General features: G+C 53.1%; 14 protein-coding genes and 1 tRNA gene. 12 read left to right on the top strand and 3 right to left on the bottom strand.

The genetic code is table 11. The features are described 5' to 3' along the window. Nucleotides 1–10 precede the first annotated feature (10 nt). The 7 genes from PKY88_00075 to PKY88_00045 all read left to right on the top strand — a co-directional run bounded on the left by PKY88_00075 (nucleotide 11) and on the right by PKY88_00045 (nucleotide 10752). Nucleotides 11–3466, top strand: a complete 3456-nt coding sequence (locus PKY88_00075) for a glycosyl hydrolase (protein ID HOQ03597.1) — start codon at nucleotides 11–13, stop codon at nucleotides 3464–3466. 428 nt (nucleotides 3467–3894) lie between these two features. Next, on the top strand, nucleotides 3895–5124 hold the full coding sequence (gene nusA / locus PKY88_00070) for a transcription termination factor NusA (GenBank protein ID HOQ03596.1): 1230 nt from the start codon (nucleotides 3895–3897) through the stop codon (nucleotides 5122–5124). A gap of 63 nt (nucleotides 5125–5187) precedes the next feature. Further along, complete coding sequence (gene infB / locus PKY88_00065) at nucleotides 5188–7878, top strand: translation initiation factor IF-2 (GenBank protein ID HOQ03595.1); 2691 nt, start codon at nucleotides 5188–5190, stop codon at nucleotides 7876–7878. A gap of 45 nt (nucleotides 7879–7923) precedes the next feature. After that, nucleotides 7924–8340 carry a 30S ribosome-binding factor RbfA gene (gene rbfA, locus PKY88_00060; protein HOQ03594.1) on the top strand — a complete coding sequence of 139 codons (417 nt, stop codon included), beginning with the start codon at nucleotides 7924–7926 and terminating at the stop codon, nucleotides 8338–8340. Next, nucleotides 8337–9035, top strand: a complete 699-nt coding sequence (locus PKY88_00055) for a hypothetical protein (GenBank protein HOQ03593.1) — start codon at nucleotides 8337–8339, stop codon at nucleotides 9033–9035. The genes rbfA and PKY88_00055 overlap by 4 nt, the downstream gene beginning before the upstream one ends. Continuing rightward, entirely contained in the window at nucleotides 9032–9958 is a 927-nt protein-coding gene (gene hisG, locus PKY88_00050) for an ATP phosphoribosyltransferase (GenBank protein HOQ03592.1), read from the top strand. Before PKY88_00055 ends, hisG begins: the two co-directional genes overlap by 4 nt. A gap of 41 nt (nucleotides 9959–9999) precedes the next feature. Then, a complete protein-coding gene (locus tag PKY88_00045) occupies nucleotides 10000–10752 on the top strand; it encodes a YebC/PmpR family DNA-binding transcriptional regulator (GenBank protein HOQ03591.1) in 753 nt (250 codons plus the stop codon). 11 nt (nucleotides 10753–10763) lie between these two features. On the opposite strand, the gene PKY88_00040 is transcribed toward PKY88_00045, so the two are convergent. Beyond that, nucleotides 10764–13079, bottom strand: coding sequence for an O-antigen ligase family protein (locus PKY88_00040; protein HOQ03590.1), 2316 nt, complete (start codon nucleotides 13077–13079; stop codon nucleotides 10764–10766). Then, nucleotides 13076–14191, bottom strand: coding sequence for an MraY family glycosyltransferase (locus tag PKY88_00035; GenBank protein HOQ03589.1), 1116 nt, complete (start codon nucleotides 14189–14191; stop codon nucleotides 13076–13078). Before PKY88_00035 ends, PKY88_00040 begins: the two co-directional genes overlap by 4 nt. A 145-nt stretch (nucleotides 14192–14336) precedes the next feature. On the opposite strand from PKY88_00035, the gene PKY88_00030 reads away from it, so the two are divergent. The 3 genes from PKY88_00030 (at nucleotide 14337) to PKY88_00020 (ending at nucleotide 15355) form a co-directional block, all read left to right on the top strand. After that, a complete protein-coding gene (locus PKY88_00030) occupies nucleotides 14337–14849 on the top strand; it encodes a nitroreductase family protein (GenBank protein HOQ03588.1) in 513 nt (170 codons plus the stop codon). Between the two features lie 165 nt (nucleotides 14850–15014). After that, nucleotides 15015–15242, top strand: coding sequence for a hypothetical protein (locus PKY88_00025; protein HOQ03587.1), 228 nt, complete (start codon nucleotides 15015–15017; stop codon nucleotides 15240–15242). Nucleotides 15243–15284: 42 nt separating this feature from the next. Continuing rightward, nucleotides 15285–15355: transfer RNA gene (locus PKY88_00020), tRNA-Ala, on the top strand. 26 nt (nucleotides 15356–15381) lie between these two features. Here PKY88_00020 and PKY88_00015 read toward each other — a convergent pair. Beyond that, complete coding sequence (locus tag PKY88_00015; protein HOQ03586.1) at nucleotides 15382–15807, bottom strand: hypothetical protein; 426 nt, start codon at nucleotides 15805–15807, stop codon at nucleotides 15382–15384. Between the two features lie 159 nt (nucleotides 15808–15966). Here PKY88_00015 and PKY88_00010 point away from each other — a divergent pair, with 159 nt between their 5' ends. Both PKY88_00010 and PKY88_00005 read left to right on the top strand, forming a co-directional pair. Next, nucleotides 15967–17157, top strand: coding sequence for a saccharopine dehydrogenase family protein (locus PKY88_00010; protein HOQ03585.1), 1191 nt, complete (start codon nucleotides 15967–15969; stop codon nucleotides 17155–17157). Between the two features lie 150 nt (nucleotides 17158–17307). Further along, on the top strand, nucleotides 17308–17619 hold the full coding sequence (locus PKY88_00005; protein ID HOQ03584.1) for a hypothetical protein: 312 nt from the start codon (nucleotides 17308–17310) through the stop codon (nucleotides 17617–17619). Nucleotides 17620–17774: the final 155 nt, after the last annotated feature.

Below are 17774 nucleotides of genomic sequence, written 5' to 3'. Positions count from 1 at the left end.
GGAGCAAGAAATGAATCGATGGGACCGATTGGCTCGGCAGGCGGCCGGGCTGCTGGTTGCACTCGGATTGTCCGGATGGGTTTTTGCCGCACAAACGCCGATTGGCTGGCCGACACCGACGGCGGAGAACAAGCCGTGGACGCGATGGTGGTGGCTGGGCAGTGCGGTCAACGAAGCCGATTTGTCGTTTTTGCTGGAAGAGTACAGCCGGGCAGGCATCGGAGGGGTCGAAATCTGTCCGATTTACGGCGTCAAGGGATACGAGGAGCAGTTTATTGATTTTCTTTCGCCGAAGTGGATGAAGATGCTGGCCCACACGACAGCGGAGGCCCAGCGGCTTGGAATGGGGGTGGATTTGACCACGGGGACCGGCTGGCCGTTCGGCGGACCGTATGTGCCGGATGAGCTGGCCTCAATGAAGGTGCTTTGCGAGCGGTATTCGGTCTCCGGCGGGCAGGTCTTTGAAGCGTCTGTTCCGAAAAATCCGAGGGCTTATCTGATGGCCCTGATTGCCGTTGCGGCGGATGGACGCCGGATGGATTTGACGGCAAAGGTCAAAGACGGCAGACTCCGCTGGGAAGTGCCGCAGGGCAGCTGGACAATTTATGAATTGGCGGGACGGCGTCCGGTGCAGAAGGTTAAGCGCGCCGCTCCGGGCGGTGCGGGGAACGTCGTGGACCCGTTTTCGGTGTCGGCTCTTGAAAAATACCTGGCTGCTTTTGACAAGGCCTTTGCGGGGTACGGCGGACGGATGCCGCGGGCCCATTTCCACGATTCGTTTGAGTACTTTGAAGCGGACTGGACGGCGGAGTTCTTACGGGAGTTTCAGAAGCGGCGGGGCTATGACCTGAGGGACTATGTTGAGTTTTTGTTCGGAGAGGATTCATCCGAAACAGCCGCCCGCGTGAAGTGCGACTGCCGCCGGACGCTTTCCGAGCTGCATATTGCCTATATCGAGCACTGGACGCAGTGGTGTCATCGATACAAGGGGCTCTCCCGCAATCAGGCCCACGGGGCGCCGGCCAATCTGATTGATTTGTATGCCGCGGCGGATATTCCGGAAACCGAAATCTTCCGTTCCGTGGATAACCGGCAGATTCCGATGATGAAGATGGCCTCTTCGGCGGCCCATTTGAAAGGGCAGACCCTGACCTCCGCCGAGTCTTTTACATGGCTCAAAGAGCATTTTCAGGCCTCACTGGCGGATGCCAAAGCGGCGGCGGATTTTCTGTTTTTGTCCGGCGTCAATCACCTTTTCTTTCACGGGATTCCGTATTCGCCGCAGGAGGCCCCCTGGCCGGGCTGGCAGTTTTATGCCTCGGTCAATTTCGGGCCCGGCGGCGGACTGTGGCAGGACCTGCCGGCGTTTACGGACTACCTGACCCGCTGTCAGTCGATCCTCCAGGCGGGCCGGCCGGATAATGAGATTCTGCTGTACTGGCCGGTCTATGATTTGTGGCAGGATTCAAAGGGCTTCTATCAGGCCTTTCGCATTCACAATCAGGAACAGTGGTTTTATGACAGTTCTTTCTATAAGACAGCGATGGACCTGTGGAACCGAGGATACGGATATGATGCCGTTTCCGACAGGTTTCTCCAAAAGAGCACCGTTCGGGATGGAAAAATTGTTCTCGGAGGCAATTCCTATTCGGCGGTTTTGATTCCGGCCTGCCGCCTGATGCCGACGGAGACACTGGAGACGCTGCTGAAACTGGCCGACAAGGGAGCCGTGATTTTGTTCGATTCGGGTCTGCCTTCGGATGTTCCCGGACTGAAGGATTGGCAGAAGAGACGGGAGAAGCTGAACAACACTCTGCAATCGCTTGCTTTCCGGGAGGAGGCAGCGGGTTCCTTCCGATCTTGTGTGCGCAGGAAAGGAAAGATTTTGGTTGGAAATATCGAGCCGATGCTCCAGTCCGTCGGGATTGGCCGGGAAGCGTGCACAGATACGGGTATCCAGGTCGTTCGAAGGAGCCATTCGGAGGGGTACTATTACTTTCTGGTGAATCAGAGCCAAAAACCGCTGGAGCGGTGGATACCGCTGGGCAGGCCAGCCCGTTCCGCTGTTTTGATGGACCCCCTCCATTCGGAGTGGGTGGGTCTGGCGGCTGTTCGCAGCGAAGGCGGACAAACGCAGGTGTACATCCAGATGACGGCGGGACAATCGCTGATTTTGAAAACATTCTCCAAAGAGCTGCCGAAGGGCCCTGAATGGACGTATCTTCGCTTGGGCCCGGGTTCGGTTTCTTTAGAAGGGCGATGGATGGTTGAGTTTATCCAGGGCGGCCCTTCTCTGCCGAAGCCGTGTCACATTGAGCGGCTGGATTCCTGGACTCGATGGGGTGATGAGGAAACCGAGCGGTTTGCGGGGACGGCTCGTTATACGCTCGAGTTTGAAAAGCCCGCCGGCACTGCCGAGGATTGGATTCTCGATTTGGGGACGGTTTGCGAGAGCGCACGGGTTCGGCTGAATGGAAAGGAAGTGGGAACTCTCTGGACGCCGCCGTATGTGTGCCGAATCGGCGGACTGCTTCGTGAAAGTCACAATAAGCTGGAGATTGATGTGACAAACCTGGCGGCTAACCGCATCCGGGATTTGGACAGGCGGCAGATTCGGTGGAAATATTTCTACGATATTAATGTAGTGAATATCGACTATAAACCGTTCAATGCGGCAGACTGGCCGCTTCGAGATTCGGGTCTGTTGGGGCCGGTTCGCCTGATTCCGGCAAGGGGTTTGAATCCCCTGACGGAGCCGAACCGAATTTCGGATAAGCCGACTCTTTTTATAATAGGGGATTCCACCGTGAAAAACAATACCCGCGGCTTGCAGGGATGGGGGGACCCGATTGCGGACTTTTTCGATTTATCGAAGATATCTGTCCAAAATCGGGCTATCGGCGGGCGAAGCAGCCGCACCTTTTTCACGGAAGGGCGATGGCAGAAGGTATTGGAGGAGATGAAGGAGGGCGATTTTCTTATGATTCAGTTTGGGCATAACGACAGCGGGCCGCTGGGGACAGGCAGGGCTCGCGCTTCCCTGAAGGGAATCGGCGAGGAGACGGAAGAAGTTGTATTAGAAGCAACGGGGCAGAAAGAGGTCGTTCATACCTATGGGTGGTACCTGCGAAAATACATTCGCGAAGCGAAAGAGAAGGGGGTTCAGCCGATTCTTTTATCGCCGGTTCCTCGCAACATCTGGAAGGACGGCAAGTTAACAAGGGCCGGTTCCGATTATGCTGCCTGGGCGGCACAGGTTGCACAGGCCGAGGGGGTTCCTTTCATCAATTTAAATGAGTCGATTGCCCGTGTTTATGAACAGCAGGGACAGGAGAAGGTCACGCAGGAATACTTTTTGGAGGACCACACTCATACGACATCGGCGGGTGCCCGTTTGAATGCCCTTATGGTGGTAGAAGGAATCCGAAAAATAGAAGACTGCCAACTTCGGCATTATTTGAAATAAATATATAACAAGATAGAATATATCCTTATATTATCATTTCTCTTTTTTAAGAATACAAACACTTCTTGACTTTTGACTGAAGCGTTCTATAATTCGTATTAACCGACGCTGGATTTATAGGCGGAAAGGGTGAGTTATGGTTGTTAGAGGAAATATAAGTCGTGCGTTTGCATAGAATTACATCCTGTGTGATGCAGCGGTGCAGGGTGCACGGACGGCTTGTTGCTATAGAAAATGATTCTTCAGGGAACCTGCAGAAACGGCGGCGATTCTGGAGAACAGAAGTTATGGCCGACTAAAAGAAAAAAATTTTGTCGGCCCGAAACTGTGAGTTCGGAATTGAAAAATGGGCCGTGGGATTGCGGGAAAAAGTGGTAACCTGAAGGTTTCCACTTTTTTGTTTTTATTGGATTAAGGATGCGGATTTTATGAATCAGGATGTATTACGAATCGTTGACAGTATTTCACGAGACAAAAGTATTGATAAGGAGTCTGTCTTCCAGGACCTTGAAGCCGCGATGGTTTCGGCAGCGCGCAAGCACTTCGGGGCTCCGCCGGAAAGTGATATTACCGTTCATATCGACCGCAAAACGGGAGATATTTCCGCCTTTAAGGATGGCAGTCCGATTGATATCCAAAGATTAGGGCGGATTTCGGCGCAGACAGCGCGCCAGGTGATGATTCAGAAACTCCGCGCGGATGAACGGGAGAGCATTTACGCGGAGTATGTTCAGCGGAAAGGTGAGATTGTCAACGGGACTGTAGCACGTTTTGAAGGCGGGGTGCTGGTTGTGAACCTAAGTCCTCGTGTAGAGGCGATTTTGCCAAAATCCGAGCAAATCAGCGGGGAAACGCATCACCCCGGAGAGCGGATTCGTGCGATGATTCTTGATGTGCGTGATGTATCCAGTCAGGTGAAAATTATTCTTTCCCGAACCCATCCGGATTTTATCCGCCGTCTCTTTGAATTGGAGGTACCGGAGGTGAGCGAAGGGATTATTGAGATAAAAGCCCTGGCCCGGGAGGCGGGCTATCGGACCAAAATTGCCGTGGATTCCACGGATGACAAAGTGGACCCGGTAGGGGCTTGTGTTGGGGTTCGGGGAAGCCGAATCAAAAATATTGTCGATGAGCTTGGTGGAGAAAAGATTGACATTGTGCCCTGGAGTGATTCTTCTCAGGTTTTCATTGCCAACGCACTTCGTCCGGCTAAGGTGAGTGAAATCGCCATTTGTTTTGAACTGGGGCGAGCAACGGTGGTTGTACCCGAAGACCAGTTAAGCTTGGCGATCGGCAAGCACGGCCAAAATGTGCGTTTGGCCGCTCGTTTGACCAGCTGGGATATTGATATTTTAACTCCTCCGGAGTATAACCGAGAGGTGGAGCGGCTTTCGGCCTGCATCGGTCAAGTTGAGGGGGTAGATGATTCTTTTGTCGATAAGTTGCTGGCCTTGGGAATTATTTCCGTTTTGGATCTTGAAGAGGTGGGGGTAGAGCCGCTGGTAGAGGAACTGAAGATTTCGAGTGAGTTGGCTCTTCGGATTATTAAGGCCGCGGAAGCAGCCGCCAAAGAAATGGCGGCGGAAGAAAAAATGACCCAGGCCGAAGGCTTGCTGATGCAGGAAAAGGCGCGCAGCGAAAGAAAACGAAAGAGTTAAAAGGTGTACACGTTTTCGGAAGGCAGAGAAAGACTTCCGTAAGGTTGTACAGGAGAACCCAAATTGGCAAAGGCGGTAACAAAAGTTTATCTTCTGGCGAAAGAGTTGGGGGTTAAAAGCCAGGCCATCGTGGCCAAATGTCAGGCCGAAGGGCTGGATATCAAAACCCATATGTCCCCTTTGACGGCCGGTCAGGTAGCAACCATCCGGGAGTGGTTCAGCGAGGGAGAACACACGACGTCTGTGGAGACCGCCGAACGAGTCGATTTGGAAAAGGTGCGGGTGCCCCGTCGAAAAAAAGGTACCGCTTCGACGGAAGAGACCGCAGCTGCTCCGGCTGCACCTGCAGAGACTTCTGAATCTGTTCAAGTAGCGGAAGCACCGGCGGAAACGAAAGAGATGCCGGAAACGGAAACGGTCCCTGTGTCAGAGACAGGGGTTTCAGAACAGGCGGCTCCTGTCGTTCCTGCAGCGGCGGCTTCGGCAGAGCCGACAATTATGGCGGAGCCCCCTGCGCCGCAAGTTCAGGAGACACCGATGGCTGCTCCGCCGCCTCCGCCCCCGCCTCCGGAGCCGATTCTGCCGGCCGGTCCGAAACTGGAGAAACCCACGCCTGCTCAGCTAACCGGACCGACGGTGATCCGGGTTGAAAAACCGGAAGTTGATTCGCGCCGGTTCGCCGGAAAGCGGCCGCGTCCGCCGATGAAGGGAGCGGTGAAACCCATAGCAGAACCGCTGATTCCAGCGGTTGAAGACGAACCGGACACAACCGCCAAAAAGCCCAAAGACAAAACGCATGGGCGCCGAAAGCACCATGCCGATGAAGAGGAAGAACGCCTGCTCAAAGGAGGGCCGAAGCGGATTCGGGAGCGGGATTTGGAGGAGCGGCGGGCTCGACTGGCGGCTGCGGAAGGGGAATGGGTTCGGAACCGTCCGCCTCGCCGGATTGAAACCAAATCCAAGACCGAGGAAGCGGCTCCGCCGGTAGAGCGGCCCGCTAAGGCCGTTGTGACCGAACCGATTCTGGTGAAAGACCTTTCCGCTGCTTTGGGTGTAAAGACCAGTGATATTATCGCCAAGCTTCTGGCGGAAGGAGTTATTGCGACGGCCAACCAGGCAATCTCTGTTGATACGGCCGAGCTGATTGCGATGGAGTTCGGCACAGAACTGGTCGTAGAACGGAAACGTACCGTTCTGGAGCAGATTGAAAAGGAATTTGAACAGCGTCCGAGACTTCATCTGCAGAAGCGTCCGCCGATTGTCACGATGCTCGGCCATGTGGACCACGGCAAGACCAGTTTACTGGACCGGATTCGCAAGACGTCTGTGGCGGCCGGAGAAGCCGGCGGGATTACGCAGCACATCGGCGCTTATCAGGTGGAAATCAACGGCAAGCGCATCACGTTTTTGGATACGCCGGGTCATGAAGCGTTTACTTCGATGCGGGCACGCGGAGCGCAGATGACCGACATTGTCGTTCTGGTTGTGGCGGCGGATGACGGGGTGATGCCGCAGACAGTAGAGGCGATTCATCACGCCAAGGCCGCCGGTGTTGAAATTCTGGTGGCGCTGAACAAAATCGACCTGCCGGGGATTGATTTGCACCGCATCTATGGGCAGCTGGCGGAGCATGAACTGACGCCTGCCGAATGGGGCGGAAATACAGAGATTGTCAAAACCAGTGCCGTAACCGGACAGGGTATTGAGGATTTGATTGAACATCTGGATTATATTGCGGAGCTAAAGAACTATCAGGCCGACCCGACCTTGCCGGCGACAGGGTGGGTTGTGGAGGCCAAGATGGCTCCCAGCCGCGGCGCGGTGGCCACGCTTCTGATCAAAGAAGGCGAGCTGAAAAAGGGCGACATTGTGCTGGCAGGTGGGGCCTACGGACGGGTCCGTACCATTACCGACAGTTGGGGGCATGCCGTTAAAAAAGCCACTCCTTCTATGCCGGTGGAGATTACCGGGCTCGACGGGGTTCCGCAGGCGGGAGATAAGTTCTATTGTCTGTCCGACATCAACCGGGCTCAGGAGGCGGCGGAGGAAATCCGGATGCTCAGCCGGGAAGAATCGCTGGCGCGGCGTTCTCAGGTGACGCTGGACAATCTGTTCAAGCATATCGAAGCCGGCAAAATCAAGGAACTGAATCTGATTGTGCGTGCGGATGTGCAGGGTTCGGTGGATGTACTGGTTCGCTATTTGACGGAATTGAGTACTCCTGAGGTGAAAGTCAAAGTGATTCATGCCGGTGTCGGCGGCATTACGGAAGGCGATGTGGTGCTTGCCCAGGCCTCGGATGCCATCATCATCGGTTTTAATGTTGTTCCGGAAGACCGAGTCCGGCAGATGGCGGAGGCGGTCCGGGTGGATATTCGTCTGTACAATGTGATTTACCGCATTACCGAGGACTTGAAAGCAGCGATGAAAGGGCTTCTGGAGCCGGTGGAGCAGGAAAAGACGCTGGGCCGGCTGGTTGTCCGCAATACCTTCAAGATTTCCGGAGTGGGAACGGTGGCCGGATGCTTTGTCGAAAACGGCGTGGTTACCAAAAATGCCAAGCTGCGTCTGATTCGCAACAACATTGTTGTCAAGGACAATTGCGCCATCGAATCGCTGCGGCATTTCAAAGACGATGTGCGGGAGGTCAAGGCCGGTCTGGAGTGCGGAATTAAGATTGTCGGTTTCGACGACGTCAAAACCGGCGATGTGCTGGAGGCTTATGAGATTGTACAGGTCGCCCGCGATTTGTAAGCAGGACGAGCGGATTTTGTTGGGAAAGACAGGTTGGAAATGTTCATGGCAAGCCGCAGACTGGAACGAATAGCCGGAGTGATTCGTGAATCGGTGAGCTCCACGATTCTGACACGTCTAAGTGATCCTCGCATTCAGGGATTGGTGACTGTAACGGAAGTGGAGGTAACAGCCGACCTGCGTCAGGCCACCGTTTATCTGAGTGTCAGCGGAGTGGATGAAGCGGCCCAGGAACTGACGATAAAAGCCATCCGGCATGCGGCCGGAGTTTTTCAGGCCGCGCTGGGGCGGGTGCTGGTCTGCCGATATGTGCCCCATCTTCGTTTTGAGATGGATCGAAAGTTTCATACGACCCTGGAGACGCTGCGGCTGATAGAGGAAATTCGCCGCCAGTGGGATGAGACGGACGAGGAGAGGCAGAACCCGGAAGAAAATGGGCCGCAAGAGGAGCCCCGGCTATGAAAAACAGCAAAGAATACGGTACCAAGCTGAAAAAAGTCTTTCAGAGCTGGAAACGTCAGGGATCTGATTGTGAATCTGTGACGTATGAGGACCCGATTGAGGCCCTTGTTGTGGGGCTGATCAGCGAAATGTATCCGGAGGCGGAAGCCAAAAAGATTTACAAACGCATTCAGAGCCACTTTGTGGACCTGAATGACTTGCGGGTCGCCCGCAGCGAGGAGATTCTTGAGGTTATGGGCGATCACAGTCCGCAGGCGCAGACCACTGCGCAGACCCTCACGCGGATGCTGAATCAGGTTTGTGACCGTTATGATGCGCTGAGTCTGATTTCTCTTCGCAATCTCGGCAAACGGCAGGGGCGCAAGGCCGTGGAAGACATCGAAGGCGTTACCCGTTTTGCGGCGGACTACTGCTTTTTAACGGCACTGGGAGGCCACGCGATTCCTCTTACGGGGAAGATGAAAGAGTATCTGATTCGGGAAGAGATGATTCATCCGGAGGCCGCCGAAGAGGAGATCCACGGATTTCTGGAACGTCAGATTGCCGCAGCGGACGGCTGGCTGTTTTATTCCCTTCTGCGGGCGGCGGCGGAGGGAACTCTGTCGTCGGCTGAGAAAGGCCGTTCTGCGGATTCGGATGCAAAGAACAAGAAAAAACCAAAACAGAGCAAACGGAAAGATTCAGCGAAAAAATGAGTGCACGACAGTCAGAGCAAATGAAAAATCCATCAAAAGACAACCAGCTGTCCCAGCCCGTTCTGAAACTGGGAATTCCCAAGGGCAGTCTGCAGAATGCCACGATTGATCTGTTTGCGAAGGCGGGGTTTTCCATAACGGGAGCGGATCGAAGTTATTTTCCGCAGATCGATGACCCTCAGATTCAGCCGATTCTGCTGCGGGCCCAGGAAATGAGCCGTTATGTGGAGGCCGGGGTTCTGGATGCGGGCTTTACCGGCTATGACTGGATTATGGAAAACAATTCCAAAGTCCACGAGGTCTGTCCGCTTGAATACAGCAAGGCAACTTCTGCACCGGCCCGCTGGGTTCTGGCTGTTCCGAATGAATCGAAAGTCCAAAACCCCGAAGACCTCGAAGGAGGCATTATTGCAACGGAACTGGTCGGTGTCACGCAGCGGTATTTCCGCCGTAAAAAAATTCGGGTGAAGGTGGAGTTCAGCTGGGGAGCGACGGAAGTCAAGGCCCGGCTGGTCAACGGCATTGTAGAACTGACGGAAACGGGCTCTTCCCTGCGGGCCAACAACCTCCGCATTGTGGATACTGTTCTGGTCTCTACGACCCGTTTTATCGCCAATCGGCAGGCGTGGAAGGATTCGTTCAAGAGGCAGAAAATTGAGAATCTGGCCATTCTCCTGAATGCAGCCATCAATGCAAAAACTCTTGTCGGAATGAAGATGAATGTCGCCAAAAAGGATTTGCCGGCTGTTCTGCAGATTCTTCCGGCGGAAAAGAGCCCGACGGTTTCCCCGCTGGCGGATTCGGACTATGCGGCTGTGGAAATTGTGGTGGAGGAAAAGGTTGAACGTGAGCTGATTCCACGGCTGAAATATGCGGGCGCTTCCGGGATCATCACCTATTCTCTCAATAAAGTGATTCATTAATCAGCGAAAATAAGGGAACCATTCAAAGCGGGAAGACGGATATGGCAGGACATTCACACTGGGCAGGCATCAAGCATAAGAAGGCAGCCAATGACGCCAAACGCGGCAAGCTCTGGAGCAAAATTGCCCGAATGATTATTGTGGCGGCCAAGAATGGCGGCGGAGACCCGGAGGCCAATCTGCCTCTTCGATACGCCATCGATAAAGCCAAAGCGGCCAACATGCCAAAAGATACGATTGAAAAGGCCATCAAAAAGGGTACGGGTGAGCTGGGCGGCGTGCATTACGAAGAAGTGCTGTATGAGGGCTATGCACCCGGCGGAGTGGCGGTGATGATTGAGGGACTGACAGATAACCGCAATCGGACGGCTCCCGAAATTAAGAAAATCTTTGAGAGACGAGGCGGTTCGCTGGGGGCCAGCGGCTGCGTGAGCTGGATGTTCTCGAAGAAAGGATTAATTACCGTCGATACATCCGCTATCGGAGAAGATGAACTTCTGGAACTGGCCTTGTCAGCGGGGGCGGAGGATTTGCAGAACACCGGACGATTGTATGAAATCACCTGTCCGCCGGCTGCTTTTGAGTCCTTGAAGAAGGCTCTTCAGACGCGGAATATCCCGCTGTCTTCTGCAGAAATTGCCATGGTACCCCAAACCCATGTGCAGGTGACGGATGAGGAGACAGCCCGAAAAATCCTCGGCCTGATGGAGGATATTGAAGACCACGATGATGTGCAGAATGTCTATGCCAATTTTGACATTCCGGACAGCATCCTGGGGCGGATTGAATCGTAGAGCTGAATGATTTACGGGGAGGGCGGCGGAGTTTCCGGTGCGGGACGGTTTTCTGTTTTTGATTGAACAAATGCTTTTGCATAGTGATATCGGCCTTCCCCCAGCCGGCTGAATATTGGGTACTCCGGGTACATTTGCTGAAATTGTCTGCGGTAGTCCTCTTCAATTTTTATTGCCAGAGCGTACCAGCCGACGGCTTCTTCCGCACGTTCATTTTGTTCGGAAAGCAGTCCGAGTTTGTAGGCCAGCCGGTCGCTCCCGGGGAAATGCTCCCATGCCTGCAGGGTCCAGTGATAACTTTTTTGACGGAATTGTTTTTGGAGGTCTTCCGATTTTTCGGATTCGGCACGCAGGAGAAACAAGTCTCCTATCGCTTCCATCAGACGATAGTCGTGCGGATTGCGGGTTAGGGCACGGGCAAAAGCTTTTTCAGCTTTTTCGAGAGTCATCTGCTTGCCGATAATTCTGCTCTCCGCCTGCTGAAGAAGGATTTGCCCCTGATACCATGCGGGCTGCGGAGAAAGCGGGTCTTTTTCCTCGGCCTTCTGCAGCAGATGGATGCTTTCAGAGGGATTTCGAAAAGCTTCTTGGATGAGTAAGCCCGCCCGGAAAGGAAGAAGCATCCCCCAATAGAACGAGACGGCAAAAGCGCCGGACAGAAGGGCAAGAAGACCCCCTCGTCGGAGGAAATTCCCGAGCAGGAAGGGACGGGAGGGAGCCGTAAACGCCCAGACGGCGGCCAAACAGAGCATCAAAGCGGTCAAAACGGCTGTTTCGAAAACAGCGAAATCAATCAAATTGTGAATAAGAACGGACAAGATGCCCCATCCGAGAGCGGGCAGAAGAGCCCGTCGCAGGAGCGGCTGATCTGTCGGTACGCGTCCGGCCAGAATCAAAAGGCCGAGAGTCAGAAGCATGACCCCGGCCGGAGCCAGATAAAACACCAGATAATAGGCCCCGCGAATGAACGGGTCTGTTTCCGCATCGGTTTGTTCGGCTACCCCAGGACGTACTATCAGAAGCATTATGGCTGAAAAGGCCAGAAGAAGAAGCCCTGTGGGCAGAGAAGGCCCCTTAGTTGTCTGAGGTTCACAAGAAGGACGGTCCGACCGGAGGGTTGTCCACAGCGGCAGGAGCAGAATGCCTGTAAAAATCAGGGCTGCAGGAATGCCGTATTGAGCGGCCAGCGACAGAAGAAAATTGTGCGGGTCACGGATGAGTTCAGGAGCTGCCGGGATTTTATACAGCGGATACCAGATTGTAAAGTTGCCGCCGCCGACCCCTCGCAGCGGATGTTCCGCAATCATCTGAAGGGTGCTGACCCAGTACTGCCAGCGGACCAGCATGGCATTGGGACCCGGCAGTCGGCCGTGCCGGATTCCATAGAGAATGGCTGAAAGAACGGTTGCGGCTGCGCAAAACAGCCCGAGGACTACCAGTTTTTTTCGATGAGGCCAAATCCGCTTGCCCTGCCAAACACAGAAAATCCAGCCGAAAAGGCAGATGAGACCCGCTGTGATTGCTCCTCGGCTTCTGCATAGGAACAGACCGTAGGCAAGAAGAAGGATGATCGGCAGGTACAGAAGAATCTGAACGAGTCGTCCCTGAGAAGGGGGCTGGTACCTTGCATACGTCAGGAGCCCCAGACCGCCGAATATGCACAGTAGCAGAAAAGAACCGGTTGAATTGCTTGTGGTCAGAAACCCCCGGACGTCTTTGGAACGGAGCCGATGTTCAAACTGCCATTGTTTGAGAGTACCCGGCTCGATTCCCAGTTCCTCCAAAACCTTCTGCGGATTTTGCTCATAATTGCGCAGGACGGTTTCGTTGTCGGTCATGGCCTGTTCCCGGCACTGATAGACAGCGGTGATCCCGAGAGCGGTCAAGACCCACAGGAAGAGGAGAATGCGGTCGGTTTTTCGGAATAATTCGGAGGCCGTCGGAAGAATCAGCAGCGGTGCGGCCAACGTTGTCAGTTCCGTCAATGCATCGCATTTGTTCGATGCGGCGAAAAAGGAAAACAGCCCCAGTAAAATGAAAAGGATTGCTCCGAATGTGAGCCGGTCGCTGATTTGGCGGTCGGGGGGGCGGAGAATCTGAGCGGCCTGATGCACAAAAAAGATGAGGAGCAGAAGGAAAGAAATCAGCAGACTGTTTACCGGCCCGGGGAGAAGAAGAGAAGGGGTAACGGGGGCGGAATAATAGGTTATTTCGATAAAAACGGAGCGAAGGACCAAAACCCCCAGAATCAGAATCAGAGCCGTATTTTCCCCTAAAGTCGAAAAAATCGAAGGTTTCACTTTTGCAGAAAGAGACGCTTTCTTCATTTTCTTTCTCTGAAGGAATTCGCGTTCATCTGTCCGCTGCTTTCGAGAACAGCGATGACTCCAAGCACCATCAGGGTTTGAAGAAAAATCAAAACAGCTCCCATCCAGTCTGTTTTCTGCAGGACAACGGCCCCGGCGGATGTGCACAGGGTTGCCAGATAAAGCGTCAAAGCCACCTGCCTGTCGGACAGTCCCCGCCGGCGGAGTCGATGAGAAAAGTGCTGTGTATCCCCAGTCAGAGGGTTTTTGCCCTGACGGATGCGGAGAAAAACCACACTGGCAAAATCATACAACGGAACGGCCATAACAATCAGCGGCATAAAAACGGCACTGAGGTGCAGTTCAAGGGCCGGATTATAATAGGTTGTCCGCAAAGTCAGTACGGCCACAAAAAAGCCGATAACCAGCGAACCGGCATCCCCCATAAAGATTGTTGCGGGAGGGAAGTTAAAGACCAGGAATCCCAGCAGACTTCCCAGAAGGAGAACAGCCAATCCTCCGATAAAGACCTGTCCGCTTCGAATAGCGGCCGTTAACAGGACGACTGCTGTAATGGCTGCAATGCCTGCGGAAACGCCGTCCATATTATCCAGAAAGTTGAAGGCATTAATCAGAATGACCATCCACAGTACGGACAGAACAATCGTAATCAGTCGATTTTGGATGAAGAATTCCAGGCGTATATCCGCCAGGGTTGCGGCCGCGGCGGAAACGAGGATTTGCACGGTCAGCTTCGAAAAAGGCCCCAGCCGTTTTTTATCATCCCACAGCCCCAAAATGTGTAAAACAAAAGCACACGCAAGGACGAGCAGTAAATCGACACGTTTGGTCCGGAACCCCTCTATATAAGGAACAAGGGAAGGGAAAGCCCCGCTGATTTGGGAAGAGCCGAACTGGATGAATAGGAGAGCGGCCGAGAGCAGGAGCAGCAGAGTGCCGAAAATGGCAATTCCGCCCCCCAAGGCAACGACAGACTGATGATAGCGGTCTGCCTGCGGGTATGCCGCAAAGCCGATGCGGATAGCCAGCCGCCGGACTACGGCTGTAAGGCCCGCGGACAGACCGAAAGCAAGAACGCCTAAAAGTATTCCAAAAAGCAGAAACAAACTCATGGTTCTTGTTCCTTCGCTGTTAAGCCGATAAGATACTTCAAAAAAAGGTTTTCTGTAAGAAAAAATTGTTTCTTGATTGGGTGTATTTTGGGGGTTCATTTGGTTGAGGTAAAATAGAACCGATTTTGTTGAGAAAGGGAGAAAAATGGACGTGATGAAAGCGATTGAAAATCGTTATTCCTGCAGGGCTTATCTTTCAAAACCGGTTGAAAAAGAGAAACTGATGCGGATTTTGGATGCGGCACGGCTGGCTCCGTCTGCCCGCAATCTGCAGGATTGGCGTTTTGTCGTTGTTACAGAGGAGCAAAAGCGTAGAGAATTGGCCCAGGCGGCCTATAATCAGGCCTTTGTGGCCCAGGCACCGGTCGTGATAGTGGCTTGCTCTGTCAGTTCCTATATGATGCGGTGCGGCCAGCCCATTGCACCGATTGATGTCTCCATTGCCTTGGAGCATATAGCGCTGGAGGCGGTCGAATTGGGTCTGGCAACGTGTTGGATTGGTTCATTTCTGCCGCACGAGGTGCGCAGAATTTTGCAAATCCCTACGGATGCAGTACTTGTGGAATTGATGACGCTCGGGTATCCGGCGGATGAGTGGAAGAGCCCCCAACGGCTTTCGCTGGAGAAAATTGTCTGTTTTGAAAAGTGGGGTTTTTAGGCATCTCGTCCTATTCTTGCCTTTTTTTCTGAAAAGAAATATTTTTTTGGGTGTACTATTAGAAATAATTATAGTGCTATACAAAACTTAAAAAATTCGAAAGGAGATTGCCTCCATAGCAAGACCAATTTCTGGAGAGATGACAATGAACTGTCTACGTATCTGATGCTGTTTACGCCGATGCTGATTGTGATGATGGAGCCGGCCGCCGGCAGTTATGTTTTTCGGATTTTGAACTTTGCGGATGAACCCCCGATTATGTTGCAGCTGCAGCTGAGGTGGGTAGACCCCACGCAGCCGCCGATTGCTGTTTCAGGTTTGGGGTTTGACAGCGGCTTGGGATTCTTTGCCGGTCTTTTACAAATGGTGAATTGGAGGGGAAAAAGCATTTGATTTTAAGAATCGCTCTGGTATAGTGTTAGCAAAGTCGGCAGAGGGGCTGTCGTATAATGGGAGTACACCGCGGTCGCATCGCGGGGATGCGGGTTCGATTCCCGCCAGCTCCAATCACAAGTAGAGGAAAATGGTTTTTCTAATCCTTTGATAGGGTCTCGTCGGCAGCTTGTTTTCTATCGGCTTTAGCCGCCAAAGCATCGACGATTTCTTTTTGATCCAGCGGAAGAAGTCCCAAGTTCGGCAGCACGACCGAAATCCTTTGTTTGGTTTGGAGTGTTGCAGATGGATGGTTCAGGACGGTCAGCAGCACATCTTTTATCTGTTGGCTGGTTCCTTTTCGGATAGCGAGCAAATTCACAAGGTATTCCAATTCTTTTTCCGTAAGGTCTTTGCGGTAAGCCAGATTGCGAAGGGCCTGGTTGCGGGTCGGACTGTCATTTATTTGGGCGGCCGCGTAAATGGCCGGAATATAAAACCCGGGGGGTTGCGGAACCCGCGCAGCCTGATAATTTGAACACCCGTAAATCTCTATCAGCAGCACAAGGAACAATCCTTTTTTCATACAGTCCTCCCTGATTTCAAACAAAGCAGTTTGGTTATAGGATAAGTTTAAGGAAGAAAAGTTCAATGGGAAAAAACTGGCTTTTTCGTTATATGGCGTTATATTTTCGGAAAGACAAAAGCAGATAAATGGAATTAGGATTGCTTTTAAGAGGTTTTTATGGCGAAGGTGTTGATTATTGGTGCCGGCGGAGTGGGGAATGTTGTCGTAAAAAAGTGTGCCCAGGTGCCGCAGGTTTTCAGCGAAATTGTTCTGGCCAGCCGCACCAAAGCCAAATGCGATAAGATTGCTTCGGAAGTCAGCCGTCCGATTGTTACCGAGCAGGTGGATGCGGATGACGCCAAACAGGTCGCGGCGCTTATTCAAAAGCATCAGCCGGAGCTGGTGATTAACGTAGCGCTGCCGTATCAGGATTTGCCGATTATGGAGGCGTGTCTGGCGACGCGGACCCATTATCTGGATACGGCCAACTATGAGCCGAAGGATGAGGCGAAGTTCGAGTACAAATGGCAGTGGGCCTACCATGACCGGTATGCACAGGCGGGCATTATGGCCCTGCTGGGCAGCGGCTTTGACCCGGGCGTGACGAATGTCTTCTGCGCCTACGCCCAGAAGCATTTCTATGATGAGATTCACTACGTGGATATTGTGGACTGCAATGCGGGCGAGCATGGACATCCGTTCGCAACCAATTTCAATCCGGAGATTAATATTCGGGAGATTACCCAGAAGGGCAAATACTGGGAGAACGGCCGGTGGGTTGAGATTGAGCCGATGAGCGTCCGCAAAGATATCGACTATCCGGAGGTTGGGCCGCGGGCATCGTATCTGCTCTATCACGAGGAGCTGGAGTCGCTGGTCAGACATATTCGAGGACTCAAGCGGATTCGATTCTGGATGACCTTCGGCGAGCAGTATTTGACGCATCTGCGGGTGCTGCAGAATGTCGGAATGACGCGGATCGACTCGGTGGAGTATGAAGGGCACAAGATTATTCCGCTGCAGTTCTTGAAGGCCGTTTTGCCGGACCCGGGCTCGTTGGGCGTTACATACAAGGGCAAGACCTGCATCGGGTGCATCTTCGACGGGGTTAAATGCGGCAAGCGCCGTCAGATGATGATTTACAATGTTTGTGACCACGCGGAATGCTACCGCGAAGTCGGTGCGCAGGCGGTGTCCTACACAACCGGTGTGCCCGCTATGATTGGAGCCAAGATGATGCTCGAGGGCAAGTGGAAAGGAGCAGGGGTCTTTAATATGGAGCAGTTTGACCCCGATCCCTTTATGGAGGATTTGAACCGCTACGGCCTGCCGTGGAAGGTGCTGGACGGCAAGACGCTGGAGGGCTGAAAAAGAAGGCAAAGCAGATTTACATTGTCCGGTTCTTGGTTTGCGGTCTATCTTTTCGGTTCAGAGGGGCGGTTCGTTAGCCGATAATACCTAAGGAGTGTATCCGGCTGAATCAGTCGGCTTTCGAATTCAAAAAAAAGGAAAAAGGGGTTGGAAAACGAATCGGAAAAACTTCAGTCGATTCAGTCGCAGATTGACGAGCTGAACAATCTGCTTTCTGAGGTGATTGAACCTGTACCGCCGCCGTCGCCGCGGCTGGAGCGGTTGGGGATTTTGCTGCTGAAGCTGCAGGACGGCCTGCTGGAGGACCGTTTTGTCCGCCGGCTGGAAAAATGGCTGAAGGCCGACCCGGAAGCGCTGGACTATTATCTGGACTTTATGATGCTTTCGGCCTTGCTTCGACTGCATTTTCATCCGGAGGGGCTGCCCAGTCCGGCCTTCGAAGCCGCAAAACCTTCCTGAACACATCATTTGTCAAACCATTTCGAATCTTTAATCCTTATCCGGAAAAGTACGGATACGTGGAGGGGAGAATATCTGTTTTCTAAAAAAGGCTCGAATTTTTTTGTTTTTTCTTGACAAAGACAAACGGGGAAGGGGTAATATTTACAATCAGC

The sequence above is a fragment of the Anaerohalosphaeraceae bacterium genome (genome assembly GCA_035378985.1).
Lineage (GTDB): Bacteria > Planctomycetota > Phycisphaerae > Sedimentisphaerales > Anaerohalosphaeraceae > JAHDQI01.
The sequence above is the reverse complement of the archived record's forward strand: the minus strand, read 5'-3'. Positions and strand labels throughout refer to the sequence as shown.